The 17,664-nt window shown below is 55.6% G+C and carries 17 protein-coding genes; 12 read left to right on the forward strand and 5 right to left on the reverse strand.

What is annotated here, in order from left to right:
• Nucleotides 1-1,173: an alanine transaminase gene (alaC, locus tag MCM46_03825; GenBank protein ID MCG3110933.1), complete on the reverse strand. Its 1,173-nt coding sequence runs from the start codon at nucleotides 1,171-1,173 to the stop codon at nucleotides 1-3.
• 396 nt (nucleotides 1,174-1,569) lie between these two features.
• Here alaC and MCM46_03830 point away from each other — a divergent pair, with 396 nt between their 5' ends.
• The 7 genes from MCM46_03830 to metF all read left to right on the forward strand — a co-directional run bounded on the left by MCM46_03830 (nucleotide 1,570) and on the right by metF (nucleotide 8,587).
• Entirely contained in the window at nucleotides 1,570-3,672 is a 2,103-nt protein-coding gene (locus tag MCM46_03830; protein ID MCG3110934.1) for an EAL domain-containing protein, read from the forward strand.
• A gap of 106 nt (nucleotides 3,673-3,778) precedes the next feature.
• Nucleotides 3,779-4,858 carry a cytochrome-c peroxidase gene (locus MCM46_03835; protein ID MCG3110935.1) on the forward strand — a complete coding sequence of 360 codons (1,080 nt, stop codon included), beginning with the start codon at nucleotides 3,779-3,781 and terminating at the stop codon, nucleotides 4,856-4,858.
• A 101-nt stretch (nucleotides 4,859-4,959) separates the two neighbouring features.
• Entirely contained in the window at nucleotides 4,960-5,214 is a 255-nt protein-coding gene (locus MCM46_03840; GenBank protein ID MCG3110936.1) for a hypothetical protein, read from the forward strand.
• 171 nt (nucleotides 5,215-5,385) lie between these two features.
• On the forward strand, nucleotides 5,386-5,730 hold the full coding sequence (locus MCM46_03845; protein ID MCG3110937.1) for a hypothetical protein: 345 nt from the start codon (nucleotides 5,386-5,388) through the stop codon (nucleotides 5,728-5,730).
• Nucleotides 5,731-5,848: 118 nt separating this feature from the next.
• Nucleotides 5,849-7,318, forward strand: a complete 1,470-nt coding sequence (locus MCM46_03850; protein MCG3110938.1) for a YdiU family protein — start codon at nucleotides 5,849-5,851, stop codon at nucleotides 7,316-7,318.
• A 16-nt stretch (nucleotides 7,319-7,334) separates the two neighbouring features.
• Nucleotides 7,335-7,643 carry a hypothetical protein gene (locus MCM46_03855; GenBank protein MCG3110939.1) on the forward strand — a complete coding sequence of 103 codons (309 nt, stop codon included), beginning with the start codon at nucleotides 7,335-7,337 and terminating at the stop codon, nucleotides 7,641-7,643.
• 74 nt (nucleotides 7,644-7,717) lie between these two features.
• Nucleotides 7,718-8,587, forward strand: a complete 870-nt coding sequence (gene metF, locus MCM46_03860; GenBank protein MCG3110940.1) for a methylenetetrahydrofolate reductase [NAD(P)H] — start codon at nucleotides 7,718-7,720, stop codon at nucleotides 8,585-8,587.
• A 14-nt stretch (nucleotides 8,588-8,601) separates the two neighbouring features.
• On the opposite strand, the gene MCM46_03865 is transcribed toward metF, so the two are convergent.
• The gene (locus MCM46_03865; GenBank protein ID MCG3110941.1) at nucleotides 8,602-9,168 is read right to left on the reverse strand and encodes a class I SAM-dependent methyltransferase; all 567 of its coding nucleotides are present in this window, start codon (nucleotides 9,166-9,168) and stop codon (nucleotides 8,602-8,604) included.
• Nucleotides 9,169-9,365: 197 nt separating this feature from the next.
• Here MCM46_03865 and MCM46_03870 point away from each other — a divergent pair, with 197 nt between their 5' ends.
• The 4 genes from MCM46_03870 to fusA all read left to right on the forward strand — a co-directional run bounded on the left by MCM46_03870 (nucleotide 9,366) and on the right by fusA (nucleotide 12,994).
• On the forward strand, nucleotides 9,366-10,007 hold the full coding sequence (locus MCM46_03870) for a dienelactone hydrolase family protein (protein ID MCG3110942.1): 642 nt from the start codon (nucleotides 9,366-9,368) through the stop codon (nucleotides 10,005-10,007).
• Entirely contained in the window at nucleotides 10,004-10,372 is a 369-nt protein-coding gene (locus tag MCM46_03875) for a metallopeptidase family protein (GenBank protein ID MCG3110943.1), read from the forward strand. Before MCM46_03870 ends, MCM46_03875 begins: the two co-directional genes overlap by 4 nt.
• A 244-nt stretch (nucleotides 10,373-10,616) precedes the next feature.
• Complete coding sequence (locus MCM46_03880; GenBank protein ID MCG3110944.1) at nucleotides 10,617-10,823, forward strand: cold shock domain-containing protein; 207 nt, start codon at nucleotides 10,617-10,619, stop codon at nucleotides 10,821-10,823.
• Nucleotides 10,824-10,897: 74 nt separating this feature from the next.
• Entirely contained in the window at nucleotides 10,898-12,994 is a 2,097-nt protein-coding gene (gene fusA / locus MCM46_03885; GenBank protein ID MCG3110945.1) for an elongation factor G, read from the forward strand.
• A gap of 77 nt (nucleotides 12,995-13,071) precedes the next feature.
• Here fusA and MCM46_03890 read toward each other — a convergent pair whose 3' ends face one another.
• From MCM46_03890 to MCM46_03900, 3 genes are all read right to left on the reverse strand, one after another.
• Nucleotides 13,072-13,902 carry a hypothetical protein gene (locus MCM46_03890; protein ID MCG3110946.1) on the reverse strand — a complete coding sequence of 277 codons (831 nt, stop codon included), beginning with the start codon at nucleotides 13,900-13,902 and terminating at the stop codon, nucleotides 13,072-13,074.
• A 130-nt stretch (nucleotides 13,903-14,032) separates the two neighbouring features.
• Nucleotides 14,033-14,236, reverse strand: coding sequence for a hypothetical protein (locus MCM46_03895; GenBank protein ID MCG3110947.1), 204 nt, complete (start codon nucleotides 14,234-14,236; stop codon nucleotides 14,033-14,035).
• A gap of 167 nt (nucleotides 14,237-14,403) precedes the next feature.
• Nucleotides 14,404-15,750, reverse strand: coding sequence for a sigma 54-interacting transcriptional regulator (locus MCM46_03900; GenBank protein MCG3110948.1), 1,347 nt, complete (start codon nucleotides 15,748-15,750; stop codon nucleotides 14,404-14,406).
• 423 nt (nucleotides 15,751-16,173) lie between these two features.
• Between MCM46_03900 and MCM46_03905 the strand changes: the two genes are divergently transcribed.
• Nucleotides 16,174-17,664, forward strand: coding sequence for a circularly permuted type 2 ATP-grasp protein (locus MCM46_03905; GenBank protein MCG3110949.1), 1,491 nt, complete (start codon nucleotides 16,174-16,176; stop codon nucleotides 17,662-17,664).

The following is a 17,664-nucleotide window of genomic DNA, read 5'->3' on the forward strand; positions in this document are numbered from 1 at the left end:
CTATTTCCCCTTGAGAACCTTCTTGATCCCCTGAATCGCCTGACGCGTCCGGTGTTCGTTCTCGACCAAGGCGAAGCGGACATGATCGTCGCCGTATTCTCCGAACCCGATCCCGGGAGCGACGGCGACCTTCGCCTCCGTCAAGAGAAGCTTGGAGAACTCGAGCGACCCCATCTGCCGGAACGGCTCCGGAATCTGCGCCCAGACAAACATCGTCGCCTTCGGCTTCTCAATTTTCCAGCCGATCCGGTTTAAGCCGTCGACCAGGACATTCCGCCGACGGCGGTAGAGCTCCACCACCTCACCGACGCAATCCTGCGGTCCGTTCAGCGCGATGATCGCGGCGATCTGAACCGGTTGAAAGATCCCGTAGTCGAGATAGCTCTTCAGCTTGGTCAAGGCCCCGATCATCTCCCGATTTCCGACGCAGAAGCCGACGCGCCATCCCGGCATGTTGTAGCTTTTTGAAAGGGTATAAAATTCGACGCCGACCTCCTTCGCCCCGGGCACCTGAAGGAAGCTCGGCGCTTTATAGCCGTCGAAAACCAGATCGGCATAGGCCAGATCATGGACCACCAGAACCTGATTCTCGCGCGCGAAATCGACGATCTTCTTGAAGAAATCAAGTTCGACGACCTGCGTGGTCGGATTGTGCGGAAAATTGATGATCAACATTTTCGGACGGGGCCAGGTTTGCTTGAAGGCGGTGATCATGTCCTCGAAAAAATCGCGTCCGGGCGCCAGCGGGATGGAGCGGACCTCCCCGCCGGCAATGACGACACTGTAGGGGTGGATCGGATAGGTCGGACTGGGAACCAGCACCACATCCCCCGGGCCGAGCGTCGCCAAAGCCAAATGCGAGATCCCTTCTTTGGAGCCGATGGTCACGATTGCTTCGGTATCGGGGTCCAACTCCACTGCATAATTCCGCTTATACCAATCGGTGATCGCCAGCCGAAGCTTCGTGATCCCCTTGGAGGCGGAGTAACGGTGGTTTTTTGAGTTTTCGAGCGCTTCGATGGCCTTTTCAACGATGTGCGTCGGGGTCGGCTGGTCCGGGTTTCCCATTCCGAAATCGATGATGTCTTCGCCCCGGCGGCGGGCGTCAATTTTCATGGCGTTGACGACATTGAACACGTATGGCGGCAGCCGTTTGATTCGTTGAAATTCCACTCCACCCTCTTCGCAAATAAGTTGAGAAATCAAACTGATTGAAATTTAACCATTCTATTTAAAAAGGCTTAGATTGTCAAACAAATAGCACGACAGACCGGGTAGATCAGCCCCATCCGGATGGCCGTGAGGGATAAGAACGATCGATCCGAGTGACCATACCGGTCCGAACCTCTCGACCGGTTCACGGCGCAGTGATAACTCCTTAATCCGAGCCATGGTGGGGAAGTGAAGAATTGACAGAAAATCAAGAGGTAGTAAACTAAAGAGGGTCGGCTCCTACAATGAATGGGAAAGTCCTGCTTTCTTTGCTGATTCATTGGTGTTTCGACATCCCACATTCGGAGGGAATCCTCTGAAGAAGCGCTACAAAACAGAATTGATCGGAAAAACAGATTGAAGACAGAAAAGGCGACCTCCCTCGATAAAGACTACGTCGACTCCATCGTCGATAGCATGATGAATGCCCTCATCGTGATCGATCCGGATGGTCTGATCAAAACGATTAACCGGGCGACCCGGAATCTGTTGAAGTATACCGAAGAGGAGCTCGTCGGCCGGCCGGTTGAGTTTATTTTTGCAGATGACTCCCCCTTTAAGGGAATGGGCTCGGGTGTATTTGAAAGCACCTACCTTTCGAAAGACGGGAGAAGAATTCCCGTTTTGATCTCCGGTTCCGTCATGAGAGACGCGGCGGGACAGATCCAGGGAATCATTTCGCTGGCTCAGGATATTACGGAAAGGAAGAAATCGGAGGAGGCGCTGCGGGAAAGCCAGCGGGTGCTCTCCACACTGATGGGCAATCTCCCGGGGATGGCCTATCGCTGCAAATATGACCCGGACCGGACGATGGAGTTTGCCAGCGAGGGAGCATTGGAGTTGACCGGCTATCCTCCCTCCGACCTGATCGGAAACACGAAAATCTCTTTCGCTAAACTGGTCCATCCCGACGATCTGGAGCGGATCGAAGCGGACATCAAGACCGCTCTCAAGGAGAAACACTCGTTCAAATTGGTCTATCGAATGGTGGATGCCGCTCAAAACGAGAAGTGGGTGTGGGAGCAAGGAATCGGGATCTTTGCGTCTAATGGGAAACTGCTGACCCTGGAAGGCTTCGTGATCGATATCACCGAGAGAAAACTCTCCGAAGAGCGTTTACAATACCTCGCCAACCATGATTCTTTAACCGGTTTGCCGAACCGGGCTTTATTTATGGAGCATCTCCGGCTGGCGTTGATGACAGCGAAGCGGCATCAACGGCTGGTGGCGGTTCTCTTTCTCGATCTCGATCGCTTCAAGCTGATCAACGACACACTCGGGCATGGTGTCGGGGATCTTCTCCTCAAAGGGGTTGCCGACCGGCTGAACATCTGCCTCCGCCGGACCGACACGGTCGCCCGTCTAAACGCCATGAACGGGACGGTTGCGCGCCTCGGTGGAGACGAATTCACCCTCCTGCTCACCGACATCGCCCAGACGCAAGATGTCCCGATCGTGGTCCAAAGGATCGTCAATATTTTTATGACCCCCTTCTTTGTCGAGGGGCATGAGCTTTTTGTCACCCCCAGCGTCGGGATCAGCCTCTACCCCAACGACGGGGACACCCCTGATAAGCTGCTGAGAAATGCCGACACCGCCCTTTATCGCGCGAAGGAACAGGGACGCAACAACTACCAATTCTATCTTCCCGAAATGAATGCAAAGGTCTCCGAGCGGCTCGCCATGGAAAACTCCCTTCGGAAGGCGCTGGAGAAGAATGAATTTCTTTTGCACTATCAGCCTCAGGTCGATTTAAACACGGGAGCGATTGTCGGGATGGAAGCCCTGGTCCGCTGGCATCACGCCGAATCGGGGCTGATCTCCCCCGCGAAATTCATTCCGCTCGCCGAAGAGACCGGATTGATCCTGCCGATCGGAGAATGGGTGCTTCGCACCGCCTGCGCTCAGAATAAAGCGTGGCAGGAGGCCGGCCTTCCGCCGATCCGGGTTGCGGTCAATCTCTCCGGACGCCAGTTCCAGCAGAGAAACTTGATTGAGACGGTCCGGCGAATCTTGACCGAAACCGGGCTCGGCGCAGAGTTCCTGGAGCTTGAATTGACCGAGAGCATCTTGATGCAAAAGATTGAAATCATCACCTCGGTTCTCTCCGAGCTCGAGGGCATGGGGATACAGATCTCCGTCGACGACTTCGGGACCGGCTACTCCTCGTTGAGTTATCTCAAGCGCTTTCCGATCTCCAACTTGAAGGTCGATCGCTCTTTTGTCAGCGATATCACAACCGATCCGGATGACGCCGCCATCACCAGCGCCATCATCAATATGGCCCATAGCCTTAAGCTGAAGGTCGTCGCGGAAGGGGTGGAAACGGCCGAGCAGCTCGCCTTCCTCCGATCACTGAAATGCGACGGCATGCAAGGATACTTCTTCAGCCGTCCGCTGGCGGCGGAGGAGGCGACAAAGCTCCTGGTCGAGAAAAAAGGAATCTCGTTTCCCTCGTAACGAATCATCCTCTCTGTTTGTCCCGAACATTCCGGCCTCATTCCACCTTGACAAGAAGCTAAACCGCCCCCTATAATCGGCCCGCTTTCTTGTTGAGGAGGATCGTGTGAAGAAGAGAAGATACCATTGGATCACTTTCGGGTTCATCATTTTTATGGTTTTCTTCCTGGGATGGGAGGCCCCGCTTCAGGCCCGCCCGAAGAAGAGCAACAAGTATCCTCCGGAGACCCTCTTCGATACCCTTCCGAATCCGCCGTTTCATCTTCATCCGCTCCTTGCGCCGTCGATCCCCCCCTACAATCTCCAAACCCCGGCTAAGATAGAATTGGGGAAGATGCTCTTCTTCGATCCGCGGCTCTCGCGGGATAACACCGTCTCCTGCGCCACCTGCCACAACCCGGAACATGGCTTCTCGGATGCCCGGCCGGTATCGGTCGGCATCGGCGGACAGAAGGGGAACCGGAACGCGCCGACAATCTTCAACGTCGCTTATAATAAGACGCACTTCTGGGACGGCCGCGCAGGATCGCTCGAGGAACAGGCGTTGGGTCCGATCCAAAATCCGATCGAAATGGGGGAAGATTTAAACCGCCTTGTGCAAAAGCTGAACGGTGTTCCCGGATATATCGAAGCCTTTAAAAAAGTTTTCGGAACCGGGGTGACAGCCGACGGCATCGCGCAAGCGATCGCCGCCTTCGAGCGGACGATTCTCTCCAACAACTCTCCCTTTGACCGATTTATGGCGGGGGATGATAACGCATTGACCCCGACCGAACAGCACGGCATCCGAGTCTTTAACGAAAAAGGAAAATGCGTCACCTGCCACAACGGACCGAATTTTACCGACAACAAATTTCATCCGCTCGGCCTGCCGAAACGAGAGGGAATCCCCAACGACATCGGCCGCTACGCGATCACCCAGGACGAGGCGGAGAAGGAGCACTTCAAGACGCCGACCCTCCGCAACATCGCCCAGACCGCGCCTTACATGCACAACGGCATCTTCGCGACGCTGGAAGAGGTGGTCGAATTCTACGTCAAGGCGGAGCCGACCACCTCCCCCCGCCATCCGCTGCTCACCCCTCTGAGCCTTCTGACCGATCAGGACAAAAAGGCGCTGGTCGAATTCCTCAAATCCCTCACCGGCGAGCCGATCAACATCACCCCGCCGAAGCTGCCGGAGTAGACAAGATCGATTCGAATCCCGTATGATTTGGAGCAGATCTTCTACCTGGGGTAATTGCGGGGAGCAGAGGCGTCCCCCACGAACGGAAGGACCTTCCCGAGATGGCCGATAAAAAAGAGAACGGAAAGAGAAAGCTGAAAATCGTCAAACCGGAGTACACCCTCACGTACGGAATTCGGCTCGACCCCGGAACCGCTCCGGAGCAGGTGCATCCGCATGTTCCGGTCACCCTCCCCGATGGGACCGAGGGGGAAATGCCGCTGCATGTGATGAATGGAAGCCTGGCGGAAATCCGAAGGCAACTTCACGAAAGCATCGACGCTTATTTTGAGATTTATCAGGAACGGGGCGAGTAAAATCAAAGACCGGAACAAGCTCATCCCGATTGAAGCTCCCCGCAGCAAGCTGCGGGGAATCTTCGACCCGAAAGGATGGAAAAACTCTATTTGTATTCGCGCGTCTAACCTTCGCAGCAAGCTGCGAGGAATGCGACGCGCGTGCGTGTTCACATCGATCAGGAAATCTCCATGAAACAGGTGCCCGTTGTATTTCTAATCGGATTGACCCTGCTCCTTTCGCCCTCGACTTCTCATGCCGGCGAAACAAGGGTCTATGTCGGCGTCAGCGTCGGTACGGCGATCGTGGTTGGGACCGGGATCGCCTCCTTCAACATCGGATACAACCAGCGTGTCGGCAAGGGTCGGCCGGAATCCCCTTCACCTGAAACCAATCCGTCCACCGCGCTGGCTGAAATAAACCGCGAAGGGAAAAATGAGACTCCCGAAACCTATCCTGATTTTCGAATCAATGCTCCATCTATCCCGCCTCCAACACTTCGGTTCGAGTTTCCCCTCTTTATTCTCCGATGGTAAAGACCTTCCCAGGCCGCTCACGATAAAGATCGCTTGGAGGAATACGGAAGAAATCGATCTTTACAAACCGTCCCGCTGCTGATGTATAATGATTTTTTGATCATCGCTTTAGGATTTCATGAGAAAACTCGAAACACTCCGCTTTGATAATTCCTTCGCGCGCCTTCCCGCCGCGTTCTACTCCCGCCTCTCTCCGACGCCGCTCCCCGACCCCTACCTCGTCCACTTCAATGCGGATGCGGCGGGGTTGATCGAGCTTGATCCCCAGGAAGGGGCGCGTCCGGAGTTCGTCGGCTATTTTGCGGGCAATCAGCTTCTCCCGGGGAGCGAGCCGCTCGCGATGCTCTACTCCGGCCACCAGTTCGGCGTCTATGTCCCGCAGTTGGGAGATGGACGGGCGATCCTCCTCGGCGAAGTTCGAACCCGATCCGGGGAGCGGTGGGAGCTGCAATTGAAGGGGGCCGGCCGCACCCCCTACTCCCGCGACGGCGACGGCCGCGCCGTTCTCCGCTCCACCATTCGCGAATATCTCTGCAGTGAGGCGATGCATGGGCTTGGCATTCCGACCACGCGCGCCCTCTCCATTGTCGGGAGCGATCAGAAGATCTTCCGGGAGACGGTGGAGACCGCCGCGGTTTTGCTGCGCCTCGCCCCCTCCCATGTCCGTTTCGGCTCGTTCCAGATTTTTTATTACCGCCGCCAGCACGAGCATCTCCAGACCCTCGCCGATGATGTCATTGCCCATCACTTCCCCGAATTGGCGGAAAAAAAGGAGAAGCACGCTCTCTTTCTGACGGAGGTGGTCTTTCGGACGGCGCGGTTGATGGCCGAGTGGCAGGCGGTCGGATTCGCCCACGGGGTGATGAACACCGACAACATGTCGATCCTGGGTCTCACATTCGATTACGGTCCCTTTGGATTCGTGGAGGCGTATGAGCCGGGTTTTGTCTGCAATCATTCCGATCACATCGGCCGGTATGCATTTAACCGCCAGCCGCAGATCGGCCTTTGGAACTTAAGCGCCCTGGCGCAGGCCCTCTCGCCGCTGATCTCGAAAGAAGCGCTGACAGAGGCACTCGACCAATACGAGCCGGTCTTTAATGCGCACTATATTACATTGATGGCCCGGAAATTGGGACTAAAAGCGTTTCAGAACGGAGACGCTCCCCTCTTGATCGACCTTCTCGGGCTCCTTCAGAACAACCATATCGACTATACGAACTTCTTCCGAGCGCTCGGAAACTTCAAGCAAGCCCCGGGTGAGAAGAACGCCGATCTTCGGGATCGGTTCATCGATGCGGCGGCCTTCGATGCCTGGGCCGAACGTTACCGGGCCCGATTGCTTGCCGATGGCGCGCGGGATGAAGAGCGAAAAAACGCGATGGATCGGATCAACCCCCAATATATCCTTCGCAACTATTTGGCCGAGACCGCCATCCGGAAGGCGACACGGGAACGGGACTACACCGAAATTGGGCGGCTGCTGACACTCCTCAAGCGCCCCTTCGATGAGCAGCCGGATCAAAATCATTACGCCGCCCCGCCGCCGGATTGGGCAAAGGGAATAGAAGTCAGCTGCTCATCATAATCGGACTCAGAAATCGATGATTCAAATCACCCCCGAAGCACGGAAAAAATTGAACGCGCTCATCGTCGAGCATCCGTCCGATGCCGTCATTCGCCTGACGGTAAACAACCGTGACGACGGCCGGCTCCTTTTTAGAATCGTCCTCGTCTCAACCCCCGAAGCAGAAGATGAGGTCCAAGATTACGACGGCCTGACCGTTGCGATTGAAGCCAAAAGCGCCCGCCGGATGGACGGGGTGACGCTCGATTATCAGGAACCGGGCGGATTCAAATTTCATCATCCGGAATCGAAGGAGCCCGGTATCCGTCTGATCCCGCTCAACTGACTTCCCATTTTTTTCTTCCAGTTTTTCGAATCTTCGTTTAAGATAATAACAATGCTTTCGGAGTGGTTTATCAGGTGAAAATCCCAGCTTATTTTGAATCGGGCCGTCCGATTTTCTCATTCGAGTTCTTTCCGCCGAAAACGGAAGAAGGGGTGGAACATCTTTTCCGGACCATCGGCGAATTGAAGGCGCTCGCGCCGGCGTTTGTCTCCGTCACCTATGGCGCAGGGGGAAGCAACCGCCAGCGAACGGTCGAGGTGGTCAAGCGGATCAAGGGAGAACACGGCGTCGAGGCGATGGCGCATCTCACCTGCGTCGGATCGGACCGGGACGAGATTGATCGGGTTCTAAGCCAGCTGAAAGAGGCAGGCATTGAGAATGTGCTGGCCCTTCGGGGCGATCCGCCGAAAGGGGAGGCAACCTTTAACCGCCCCGCCGATGGGTTCTCCTACGCGCACGAATTGGTGGCTTACATCCGAAAGCGCAATGATTTCGCCGTGGGGGGGGCCTGTTACCCGGAAGGGCACGTCGAGTGCCGCGATCTCGAAAAGGATTTGGCGAACCTGAAGAAGAAAATCGAGACCGGGTTGGATTTCGTCATCACGCAGCTCTTCTTCGACAACCGATGTTATTTTGATTTTGTAAAACGGGCCCGGGCGATCGGAATCCGCGTCCCCATCCTCCCCGGCATCATGCCGATCACCAACGTCGGCCAGGTGAAGCGCTTCACGGAAATGTGCGGCGCGTCGATCCCCGCCTCCTTCTTATGCGAACTGGAAGCCGTTCAGGAAGATCCGGCGGCCGTGATGGCGCACGGCATCCGCCACGCGGTGACGCAATGCCGAGAGCTTCTGAGCAAAGGGGCCCCCGGAATTCATTTCTATACCCTGAACAAATCCCCCGCCACGCGGGCCATCCTCGAGTTGCTCTCGGATCTTCGTTAAGCCACCGGCACACGTTACATCCTCTCAGCCGTCCCCCGATAGAAATAACCGGCGATTTTCGGCGCCCCCGCCAGATAAAACCGATCGAGCCGGACGACCTTAAAGTATTTTCCAATGAGGAGCTGAATCTCTCGATTCAAATGGCAGCCGTCCGCGAACGTCTTGCTCAAGGGGGTGAATCGATGCTGCCATTTCTGAATTTTTGATTCATCACTAAGGCCATGTTCAAGGAAGAAGAAGCGCCCGCCCGGCTTCAAAACCCGATGAACCTCGTGAAGCGCCTGATCGATATTTGTGATGCTGCAGAGGGTCCAGGTGCTGACGGCGGCATCGAATGAGCCGTCCGGAAACGGAAGCCGTTCGGCATCGAGCAGCCGGCTCTCCACCGGAATCGGCGAAGCGGCGATCCGCTTCTTTGCCGGAGCGCTCATGCCGGGATTGGGATCGACCGTCGTGAGCTTCTTTACCCCCGGCGGATAATGCGGGAGATTCAGCCCCGTGCCGAATCCGATCTCCAGAACCTCCCCGCGCAGATCGGCGAGAAGGGTATGCCTCAATTCGGATAGATCGTCCCGGCGCATCGCGAAATCAAGGAGCCTTGGGAAAATGACGCGCGAATAAAAACCGATGTTCCACCTCCGGGGAAATTCTCAATTGAAATGAAAGGCCCGTCCTGATATCGTCTTTGAGGAGAACTCGACGCGGCGGACGATGGAGCGCTTCGTTCGAGTATAGTCCGGGATTAAGATCGATTCAAGCACGAGAGGAAAAGGACACCATGCCGAACCGCCTTGAACGGCACGAGAAAACCCCCTCAGGGAGGTTTGAAGGATGCGTGATCACATTGCACGGCCGCGGCACCACCGGGGAAGATCTGATGCCGTTGGCCGATGAGATCGCGCTTCCCGGAATTCACTGGATTTTCCCCGACGCTCCATTCCCCTTTCCCGACGACTTCGGCGGACGGATGTGGTACACCTCCCCGCCGCAGGGTCAATCGGGAATTTTGGAAAGCCGCCGTTTGCTCTTCGATCTGCTCGACCAACTGATCACCCGGGAGGGAATCCCCTCCGACCGGATCGCGTTGATCGGTTTTTCACAGGGGGCGGTGATGAGTCTCGACGTCGGCCTTCGTTATCCCCAACCGCTTGCGGCGATCATTGCGCTCAGCGGTTATCTTGCCTCTCCAGAAATGCTCGCCGCCGAGAAATCATCCGAATCTGTAAAGACACCGATCCTCCTCGTGCATGGGACGATGGATGAGGTGGTTCCGGTGAACGGATCCCGAAAAGCACACACGGTCCTCGTAAGGGAAGGATATCAGCCTCGATTGGAGGAGTATCCGATGGGACACCAAGTCATTCCGGAGGAGATCCAACTGATCGGGGATTTTTTAAAAACTCAATTGAGGATCTCGTGACAAAGAAATCGTTTGAAGGGCTTGTCCGAAAAGCAATCGACCGGATTCCGTCCGAGTTTCAGGCGGCGATGAAAAACATCGCCATTCTCATCGAGGATCGGCCCGGTCCGGAGGCCGAGGACCTGATCGACGATGATCCGGAGGGAGCCCTCTACGGTTTTTATCAGGGAATCCCGCTTCCGGAGCGGACCGTCGATGACTCCGGAATGCTCCCGGACGTAATCTACCTTTACCGCAAACCGCTTGAGGAAGATTTTCCCGACCCGGAAGAGCTCATCCGGGAGATTGAAATCACGCTGGTCCACGAGATCGCCCACTATTTCGGGTTCGATGAAGAGATCCTCGCGCGTTACGGATATGATTGAAAGGTGGGGAGATGCATGCGTCTCCCTGCGTCGCGACGCGACCGAATTTCCTATTGACGCAATCGGCTCGTTATGATATATAAGAGGCAGTCCATTGTAAAAGTTGAACAGAATCCATCGGAAGCTGCAGCCTTTTACAACACGCTGCGGCTTTTTTATTTAGAGGCTTACTGACACTGAAGGAGCAATGGGCGTTCCGTCAGCGAATGGCTGGCATAATAACACCAGTTGGAGAAACACCGAAATGATCAAAGGAACCGTGAAGTGGTTTAACGGCAGCAAGGGCTATGGGTTTATCACACGTGAAGATGGACAAGGCGATGTCTTCGTCCACTTTACCGCGATTGTGGGCGACGGCTACCGCTCCCTCGAAGAGGGAAACGCGGTGGAATTCGAAGTGACCCAAGGCCAAAAAGGGCCGCAAGCCACCAACGTCAAACTCGTTTCCTAAGACAGAAACCTTTTTGACCCAAGGGCACCCCGCCGGATTCTGTTCCGGCGGGGTGTTTCATGTGAGGAGCAATCATGGCAAGCATCAGTCAAGTTCGAAATATCGGCATTTCAGCGCATATTGATTCCGGTAAGACGACTCTGACAGAACGGATACTTTATTACACCGGGAAGATCCATCGAATTGAAGAGGTCCGGGGAAAATCGGGCGTCGGCGCGAAGATGGACTCCATGGAACTCGAGCGGGAGAAGGGGATCACCATCCAGTCGGCCGCCACCTATTGCACCTGGAAGGACAATGTCATCAACATCATCGATACGCCGGGCCACGTCGATTTCACGATCGAGGTGGAACGGGCGCTTCGGGTGTTGGACGCGGCGATCCTGGTTCTCTGCGGCGTCTCCGGCGTGCAGAGCCAGTCGATTACCGTCGACCGGCAAATGCGCCGGTACAAGATTCCGCGGATCGCCTTCATCAACAAGCTGGATCGATCTGGAGCGGATCCGTTCCGCGTGATCAAGCAGCTGCGGGAGAAGCTGGGCCATAACGCCCATGCCATCTCAATGCCGATCGGCGCCGAACAGGATTATCAAGGAACGATCGATCTGACCAATATGAAAGCCTATTACTTCGACGGCGACAACGGCGAGAATATTCGGGAAGAAGCGATCCCGGAGGCGCTCAAAGAGCGGGCCGAAAGCCTGCGCCATGACCTGATCGAAGCGATGGCTGATTTTGACGATGCCATTGCCGAGAAATTCTTGGAAGAAAAGCCGGTCTCGACCGAAGAGCTCCGAAAGGCAATCCGGAAATCGACGATCGCCCTTCAATTCATCCCGGTCATGATGGGATCCGCCTTCAAAAATAAAGGGGTTCAGCTGCTCCTCGATGGGATCGGCTACTATCTCCCCGATCCGACCGAGGTCACCAATGTGGCTCATGATCAGGACAATAATGAGGCGAAGGTCATTCTCGAGAGCCGTTCGGACAAACCGCTGGTGATGTTGGCCTTTAAGCTCGAAGATGGGCGGTACGGACAGTTGACGTATACCCGCCTCTACCAGGGCAAGCTCAGCAAGGGAGATGTCATTCACAACTCGACGAATGGGAAGAAGATCCGCGTCTCCCGTTTGGTCCGGATGCATGCCGATGAGATGAACGATATCGACAGCGCCGAGGCGGGTGATATCGCTGCCATGTTCGGCGTCGATTGCGCCTCCGGCGACACTTTCACCGATGGAACCGTCCGATACACGATGACCTCGATGCACGTTCCCGATGCGGTCATCTCCCTGGCCGTGTGGCCGAAGGACAAGGCCGGCGCCGGAAATTTCTCCAAAGCGCTCAACCGCTTTACGCGTGAAGATCCGACCTTCCGGGTGCACCGGGACGAGGAGAGCGCCCAGACGATCATTTCCGGAATGGGCGAGTTGCACCTCGACATTTATATGGAGCGGATCAAGCGGGAGTACGGCTGCGAGGTCCAAAACGGTCAACCGCAGGTCGCCTATCGGGAGACGGTCTCACAACGGGCCGACTTCGTCTACACCCACAAGAAACAGACCGGCGGCTCCGGCCAGTTCGCCAAGATCGGCGGCTACATTGAACCGCTTCCAGCCGACGCGGTCGAAACGTTCGAGTTCGTCGATGATATCAAGGGGGGTTCCATTCCCCGTGAATTCATCCCGGCTTGCGAAAAGGGTTTCCGCGAGCAGGTCAAGACCGGCACATTGATCGGATTCCCGGTGGTCGGGGTCCGGGTCGTCATCAATGACGGCGCCTCCCACCCGGTCGACTCCTCCGAAATGGCCTTTAAGATCTGCGCCATGGCGGCGTTCCGCGAGGCGTATCCCCAGGGAAGACCGGTCATCCTGGAGCCGATCATGAAGCTCGGATGTGAAGCGCCGACCGAATTTCAGGGGGGCGTCATGGGTCTGATCAATCAGCGGCGCGGGATTATCACCGGAACGCAGAGCAACGACAGCTTCGTCCAGATCGAGGCCGAGGTTCCCCTCTCCGCGATGTTCGGCTTCTCGACCGATCTGCGCAGCGGCACCCAGGGAAAAGGAGAATTCACCATGGAATTCCTCAAATACGCCCCGGTGCCGAGACAGATCTCCGATGAGCTGATCAAAGCCTACCAAGCGAAACGGGCCGAAGAGCGAAAATAAGAAAACAGCAATAAAAAACACGCGGAGAGATTCGATCTCCGCGTGTTTTTTTTACCCTTCTATCTTATTTACCGACCCTACACCCCCGCCAAAACCGGCGCTTCTTCTTTTACATTCGTCTTCTGAACCGGCCTGCCGGGGACAATATTCCGTTCCTTCCGAAACGCCTCCAGCGATCCCCACGACCTTCTGATGTTGAACGCGAGTGATCGGGTTGCTTTCGATCGACTCAATTCGGTAGTCGTCGGATGGACGCCCCGTTTCCGAACGAGGGTGTCGTACTGTTTGATGCTTTGTAGTTTACGACCCTCCGTCCGGACCGCCTCGAGTTCTTCGTCGGAGATTCCCAGAAGCGTGATCTGCTTTGAGAGATAATTCGCAGAGACATGGTTTGACTTCGCCACTTTGGCCATTTTGAGGAATTTGCGGTAATCCTTCAATATTTTGTCCTTTGAAAGAAGCGGGGCCTTCGGCGGCTCATATTTGAACAGCCCGATCGCCGCCCCCTTCTTTAACAACTGGCGCACCCGCTCCCAGCTTAATCCGAGCTTCGCTCCGACCCCCCTGAGACTTTTTTCTTTCTCATAAAGAGAATAGACTTCCATCAACCTCTCGATCGTCGAATGGTTCGGCGAAAAATTTTTCCGGCGTGTTCGTTTTTCACCGAGCGCTCCCCCTTGTTCAAAGGCGGCGTGAATCTTCTTGGTGACGCTTCTCGAAACCTGACTCCCCTCCAATATTTTTTGAACTGTCGAGGGATTCACATTCAGACTGTCCGAGACCCTCCAGAGATCAACCTTGTTGGTGACCATCCCCTTTAGCCAGGAGAACGGTTCGCCCTGGTTCTTCAGCGGCCGAGCAGTCGACTTTGATTTGATGACGGTAGAAGCCGTCGATACGGTCAGCAATGCTTTCCCTTTCTATAAAAAAACGTTTCTTGATTGGATTCTGATTATGCCCACGTCAGGGGCCGGGGCTGGAGCCGATGCACTCTCATTCGGCTCCAACCCCGGTGGGGGGCCCTCCCGAAGGAGGGAACTAACCGACGTGTATTTTTTCTTTAAGCGTTGGGGTGACCAATTCAGCCCCCTCCATCGGGATACCCGCTTCCAATTCTTTCAAATCAGAATGCGTGATCCCTCGCCGAACCGGCGGGGCATCCATGGTTACTCCCCAAATCACATTCACAAAGGCAAAAGCAGCCAACGCAAAAAACCCAAACTCAAAAAATCCATTTTCCATGGCACCCTCCTTCAAAAAGGTTGTATGCCCTATCTCTAGAGCAAAGGAGATGCCAAATGAATAAAAAATTAAAAATCACATTTTATCAATGACTTATGTTTTCAGGAGTATCTTTCGAAGTGTTTCAAGTGTTTCAGGTTGACACATGAGTAGTTTCAGAATGAGATTTACTTGGGGATTTTGATGCCATACTCCTTGAGCCGCCGCCAAAGGGTCGATCGGCTGATACCCAATTCCTCAGCGGCCTTTGCCTGATTCCAATCTGTTTTCTCGAGCGCCTTCAACATCAATGTTTTCTCTTGATCGGCCAGTGTCCCCTCCTTCCGAGAGGAAAGGGGGGCTTGCTTTGCTTGCTTTGATAGAGGGGCCACCGGTTTCGGAAGATGTTCAATCGACAAGGTCGGCCCGGGCGAGGTCACGAAGGCATGCTCGATCATATTCTCCAATTCCCTCACATTTCCAGGATAATCGTATGAGAGGAGATATTCAAGCGCCTCGGGCGAGATATTGCTGATCTGTTTGCCTGTCTCGCGGCTGAACTTCGCCATGAAGTGTTTGATGAGGGGGAAAATATCATCCTTTCGCTCCCGCAACGGAGGAACACGGATCGGGAAGACGCGGATACGATAATAAAGATCCTCCCGAAATTTTCCGGCGCGGACCTCCTCGGTGAGATCCTTATTGGTCGCGGCGATAATCCGGACATCGACCTGGATCGTCTTCGTCCCCCCAACCCGCTCAAACTCATGCTCCTGCAAGACCCGAAGCACCTTTGCCTGCGCCGTCGGGCTCATATCGCCGATCTCGTCGAGAAAGAGGGTCCCATGATCGGCCAGCTCAAATCGGCCGGGGCGATCATAAATCGCCGTGGTGAAGGCTCCCTTCATATGGCCGAAGAGCTCGCTTTCGAGAAGCTCGTCCGGAAGAGAAGCGCAATTCACGGCGATGAACGGCTTCTCGCGTCGCGGGCCCATCTGATGGATCGCCCGGGCGATCAATTCCTTTCCGGTGCCGCTCTCCCCCTCCAGCAGGACGGTCGCGGTCGATCCGGAAGCCGACGCCACCAGATCGAGCATCTCCAACAGTTTCTTGCTCTTTCCGACCAGCGAGCGAAGGCCGGAGGGTCGCGACTGTTTTTCTCCCGGCTCTGGAGAGAACGGGGCGAGATTCCGGACGATCTCCACGGCGCCGACCACCTCCCCCGCTTCATCCAGGAGAAGATCGATATGGATCTGGACCGGGATCGGCATTCCATTCAGGTCTCTTAGAACCGTTTCATAGTGTGAAACACGTTCTCGATTGAACATCAGACGATCGAGAAGGGCCGCATGTTTCGGAACGAAGATGCTGTCGCTGAGAATCTGCTGAACGGCTTGGAGATCGGCCGCCGCCTCATCATGATGAAACAACATCCGCCCCAACGCCCGATTGGCGAAGATGACCTTCTTATCGGTATTCACCGCGAAGACCCCTTCACTCATCGCGTTTAAAATCGCCGCCGCGTCGAACTTCATGCCGACTCCAATCGTTTCCCGTTCTTTATCGGAAAAGGGAACCCCAAACCAGTCTTATTCATTACTCCCCTTCTCACCAAGAATCAAGAGGGAAATGAAATCCAGTCTGACTCCCATCCGTCCATTCTGGAGAAACACCGCTTCGCCTCAAATCGTCGGACAAAAGACAATTCTGTCATCCGAGGTCATCGTTTCAGCGTCGGGCCGTTTCGCTGAACGGCTGAATTTTGATGATAAAACAATTCCATCCGTTGCTTGCACACCGATTCTGGAATAGGGTACAGCTCTTGCTTTTTTATAGGTCGGATACAACGTTGTATTCCCGGACGGGCAAGGCGTCCTCTCCCATAATGAGGTGGGTATTGGAGAGGAGGCCTTTTTTATTGACCAGATACGCCAGATACGCCAGATACGGAGGATGCAATGAAACCAGAACGGCTTTCTTTCCCTCGGACCGTTGGAAATACGGCGACGGTATCGGATTCGGAGCAGACCCTGCTTCGGCGACACGCCATCGACGAGATGCGCAAGCCGGACGGTATAATTCGAGCGCATTACGCCTCCTTCAACGACTGGCTGCAAACCGTACCTCCCGCGCAAATGAAACAGAAACGGGACGAAGCGGAACGTCTTTTGCGCCGGCTCGGCATCACCTTTGCGATTTATGGTGAATCCGCCGGCGCCGAGCGGTTGATTCCATTCGATCTCATCCCCCGGATCATCCCGGCGAAAGAATGGAAGATCCTGGCGGCCGGCCTCCGCCAGCGGGTCCTCGCTCTCAACGCCTTTCTTCACGATCTCTACCACGGCCAGGAGATTCTCAAGGCGGGGCGCATCCCGGCCGAGATGATCTTCAGCAATCCCCAGTACCGGGTCGAAATGCAGGGGATCAACCTCCCCGGCGGGCTCTACGTTCACATCGCCGGGCTCGATGTGGTCCATACCGGAGAGGGGGAGTTTCACATCCTTGAAGACAACCTGCGGACCCCCTCCGGCGTCTCCTATATGCTGGCCAACCGCCGGATGATGACCCGACTCTTCCCCGATCTCATCCGCCGTCACGCCATCGCGCCGGTTGAACATTATCCCGAGTTGCTCCTTGAAACGCTCCGCTCGATCGCCCCGGCAGGGGTCGATGAGCCGACCGTGGCGCTTTTCACACCCGGTCCCTATAACAGCGCCTACTTCGAGCATACCTTTCTCGCGCAGCAGATGGGAATCGAAGTCGTCGAAGCATCCGATCTGTTCGTCCGGGACAACAAAGTTTACATGAAAACGATGGAAGGACCGGTCCGGGTCGATGTTCTCTATCGGCGGATCGATGAAGATTTTCTCGATCCCCTCGCCTTCCGCTCCGACTCGGCATTGGGGGTGCCGGGACTTCTTTCGGTTTACCGCGCCGGAGGGGTCACCCTCACCAACGCCGTCGGCACCGGGGTGGCCGACGACAAGGCAATCTATGCTTACGTTCCGGAGATGATCCGCTTTTATCTCGGCAAAGAGCCGATTCTGAAAAATGTCCCGACCTTTCAACTGCGCAATCCGGAAGAACGCGCTTATGTCTTAGCGCATTTGAGCGAGTTGGTCGTGAAAGAGGTTCACGGCTCGGGAGGATACGGCATGCTCATCGGACCGGCCAGCAGCGCGAAAGAACGGGATCTCTTCCGGCAGCGCATTCTTCGCAATCCGGAGAGCTATATCGCCCAGCCGACCCTCTCCCTTTCGACCTGTCCCACCTTTGTGGAACAGGGGATCGCGCCCCGGCATGTCGATCTTCGCCCCTTCGTGTTGAGCGGCCGGACCGTTCATTTGGTCCCCGGCGGCCTCACCCGTGTTGCGTTACGCGACGGCTCCCTGGTCGTGAACTCTTCCCAAGGGGGAGGGACAAAAGACACCTGGGTCCTGGAGGAGTAA

The organism is Candidatus Manganitrophus morganii (assembly GCA_021651055.1).
In the GTDB taxonomy this organism is placed as follows: Bacteria; Nitrospirota; Nitrospiria; order SBBL01; family Manganitrophaceae; genus Manganitrophus; species Manganitrophus morganii.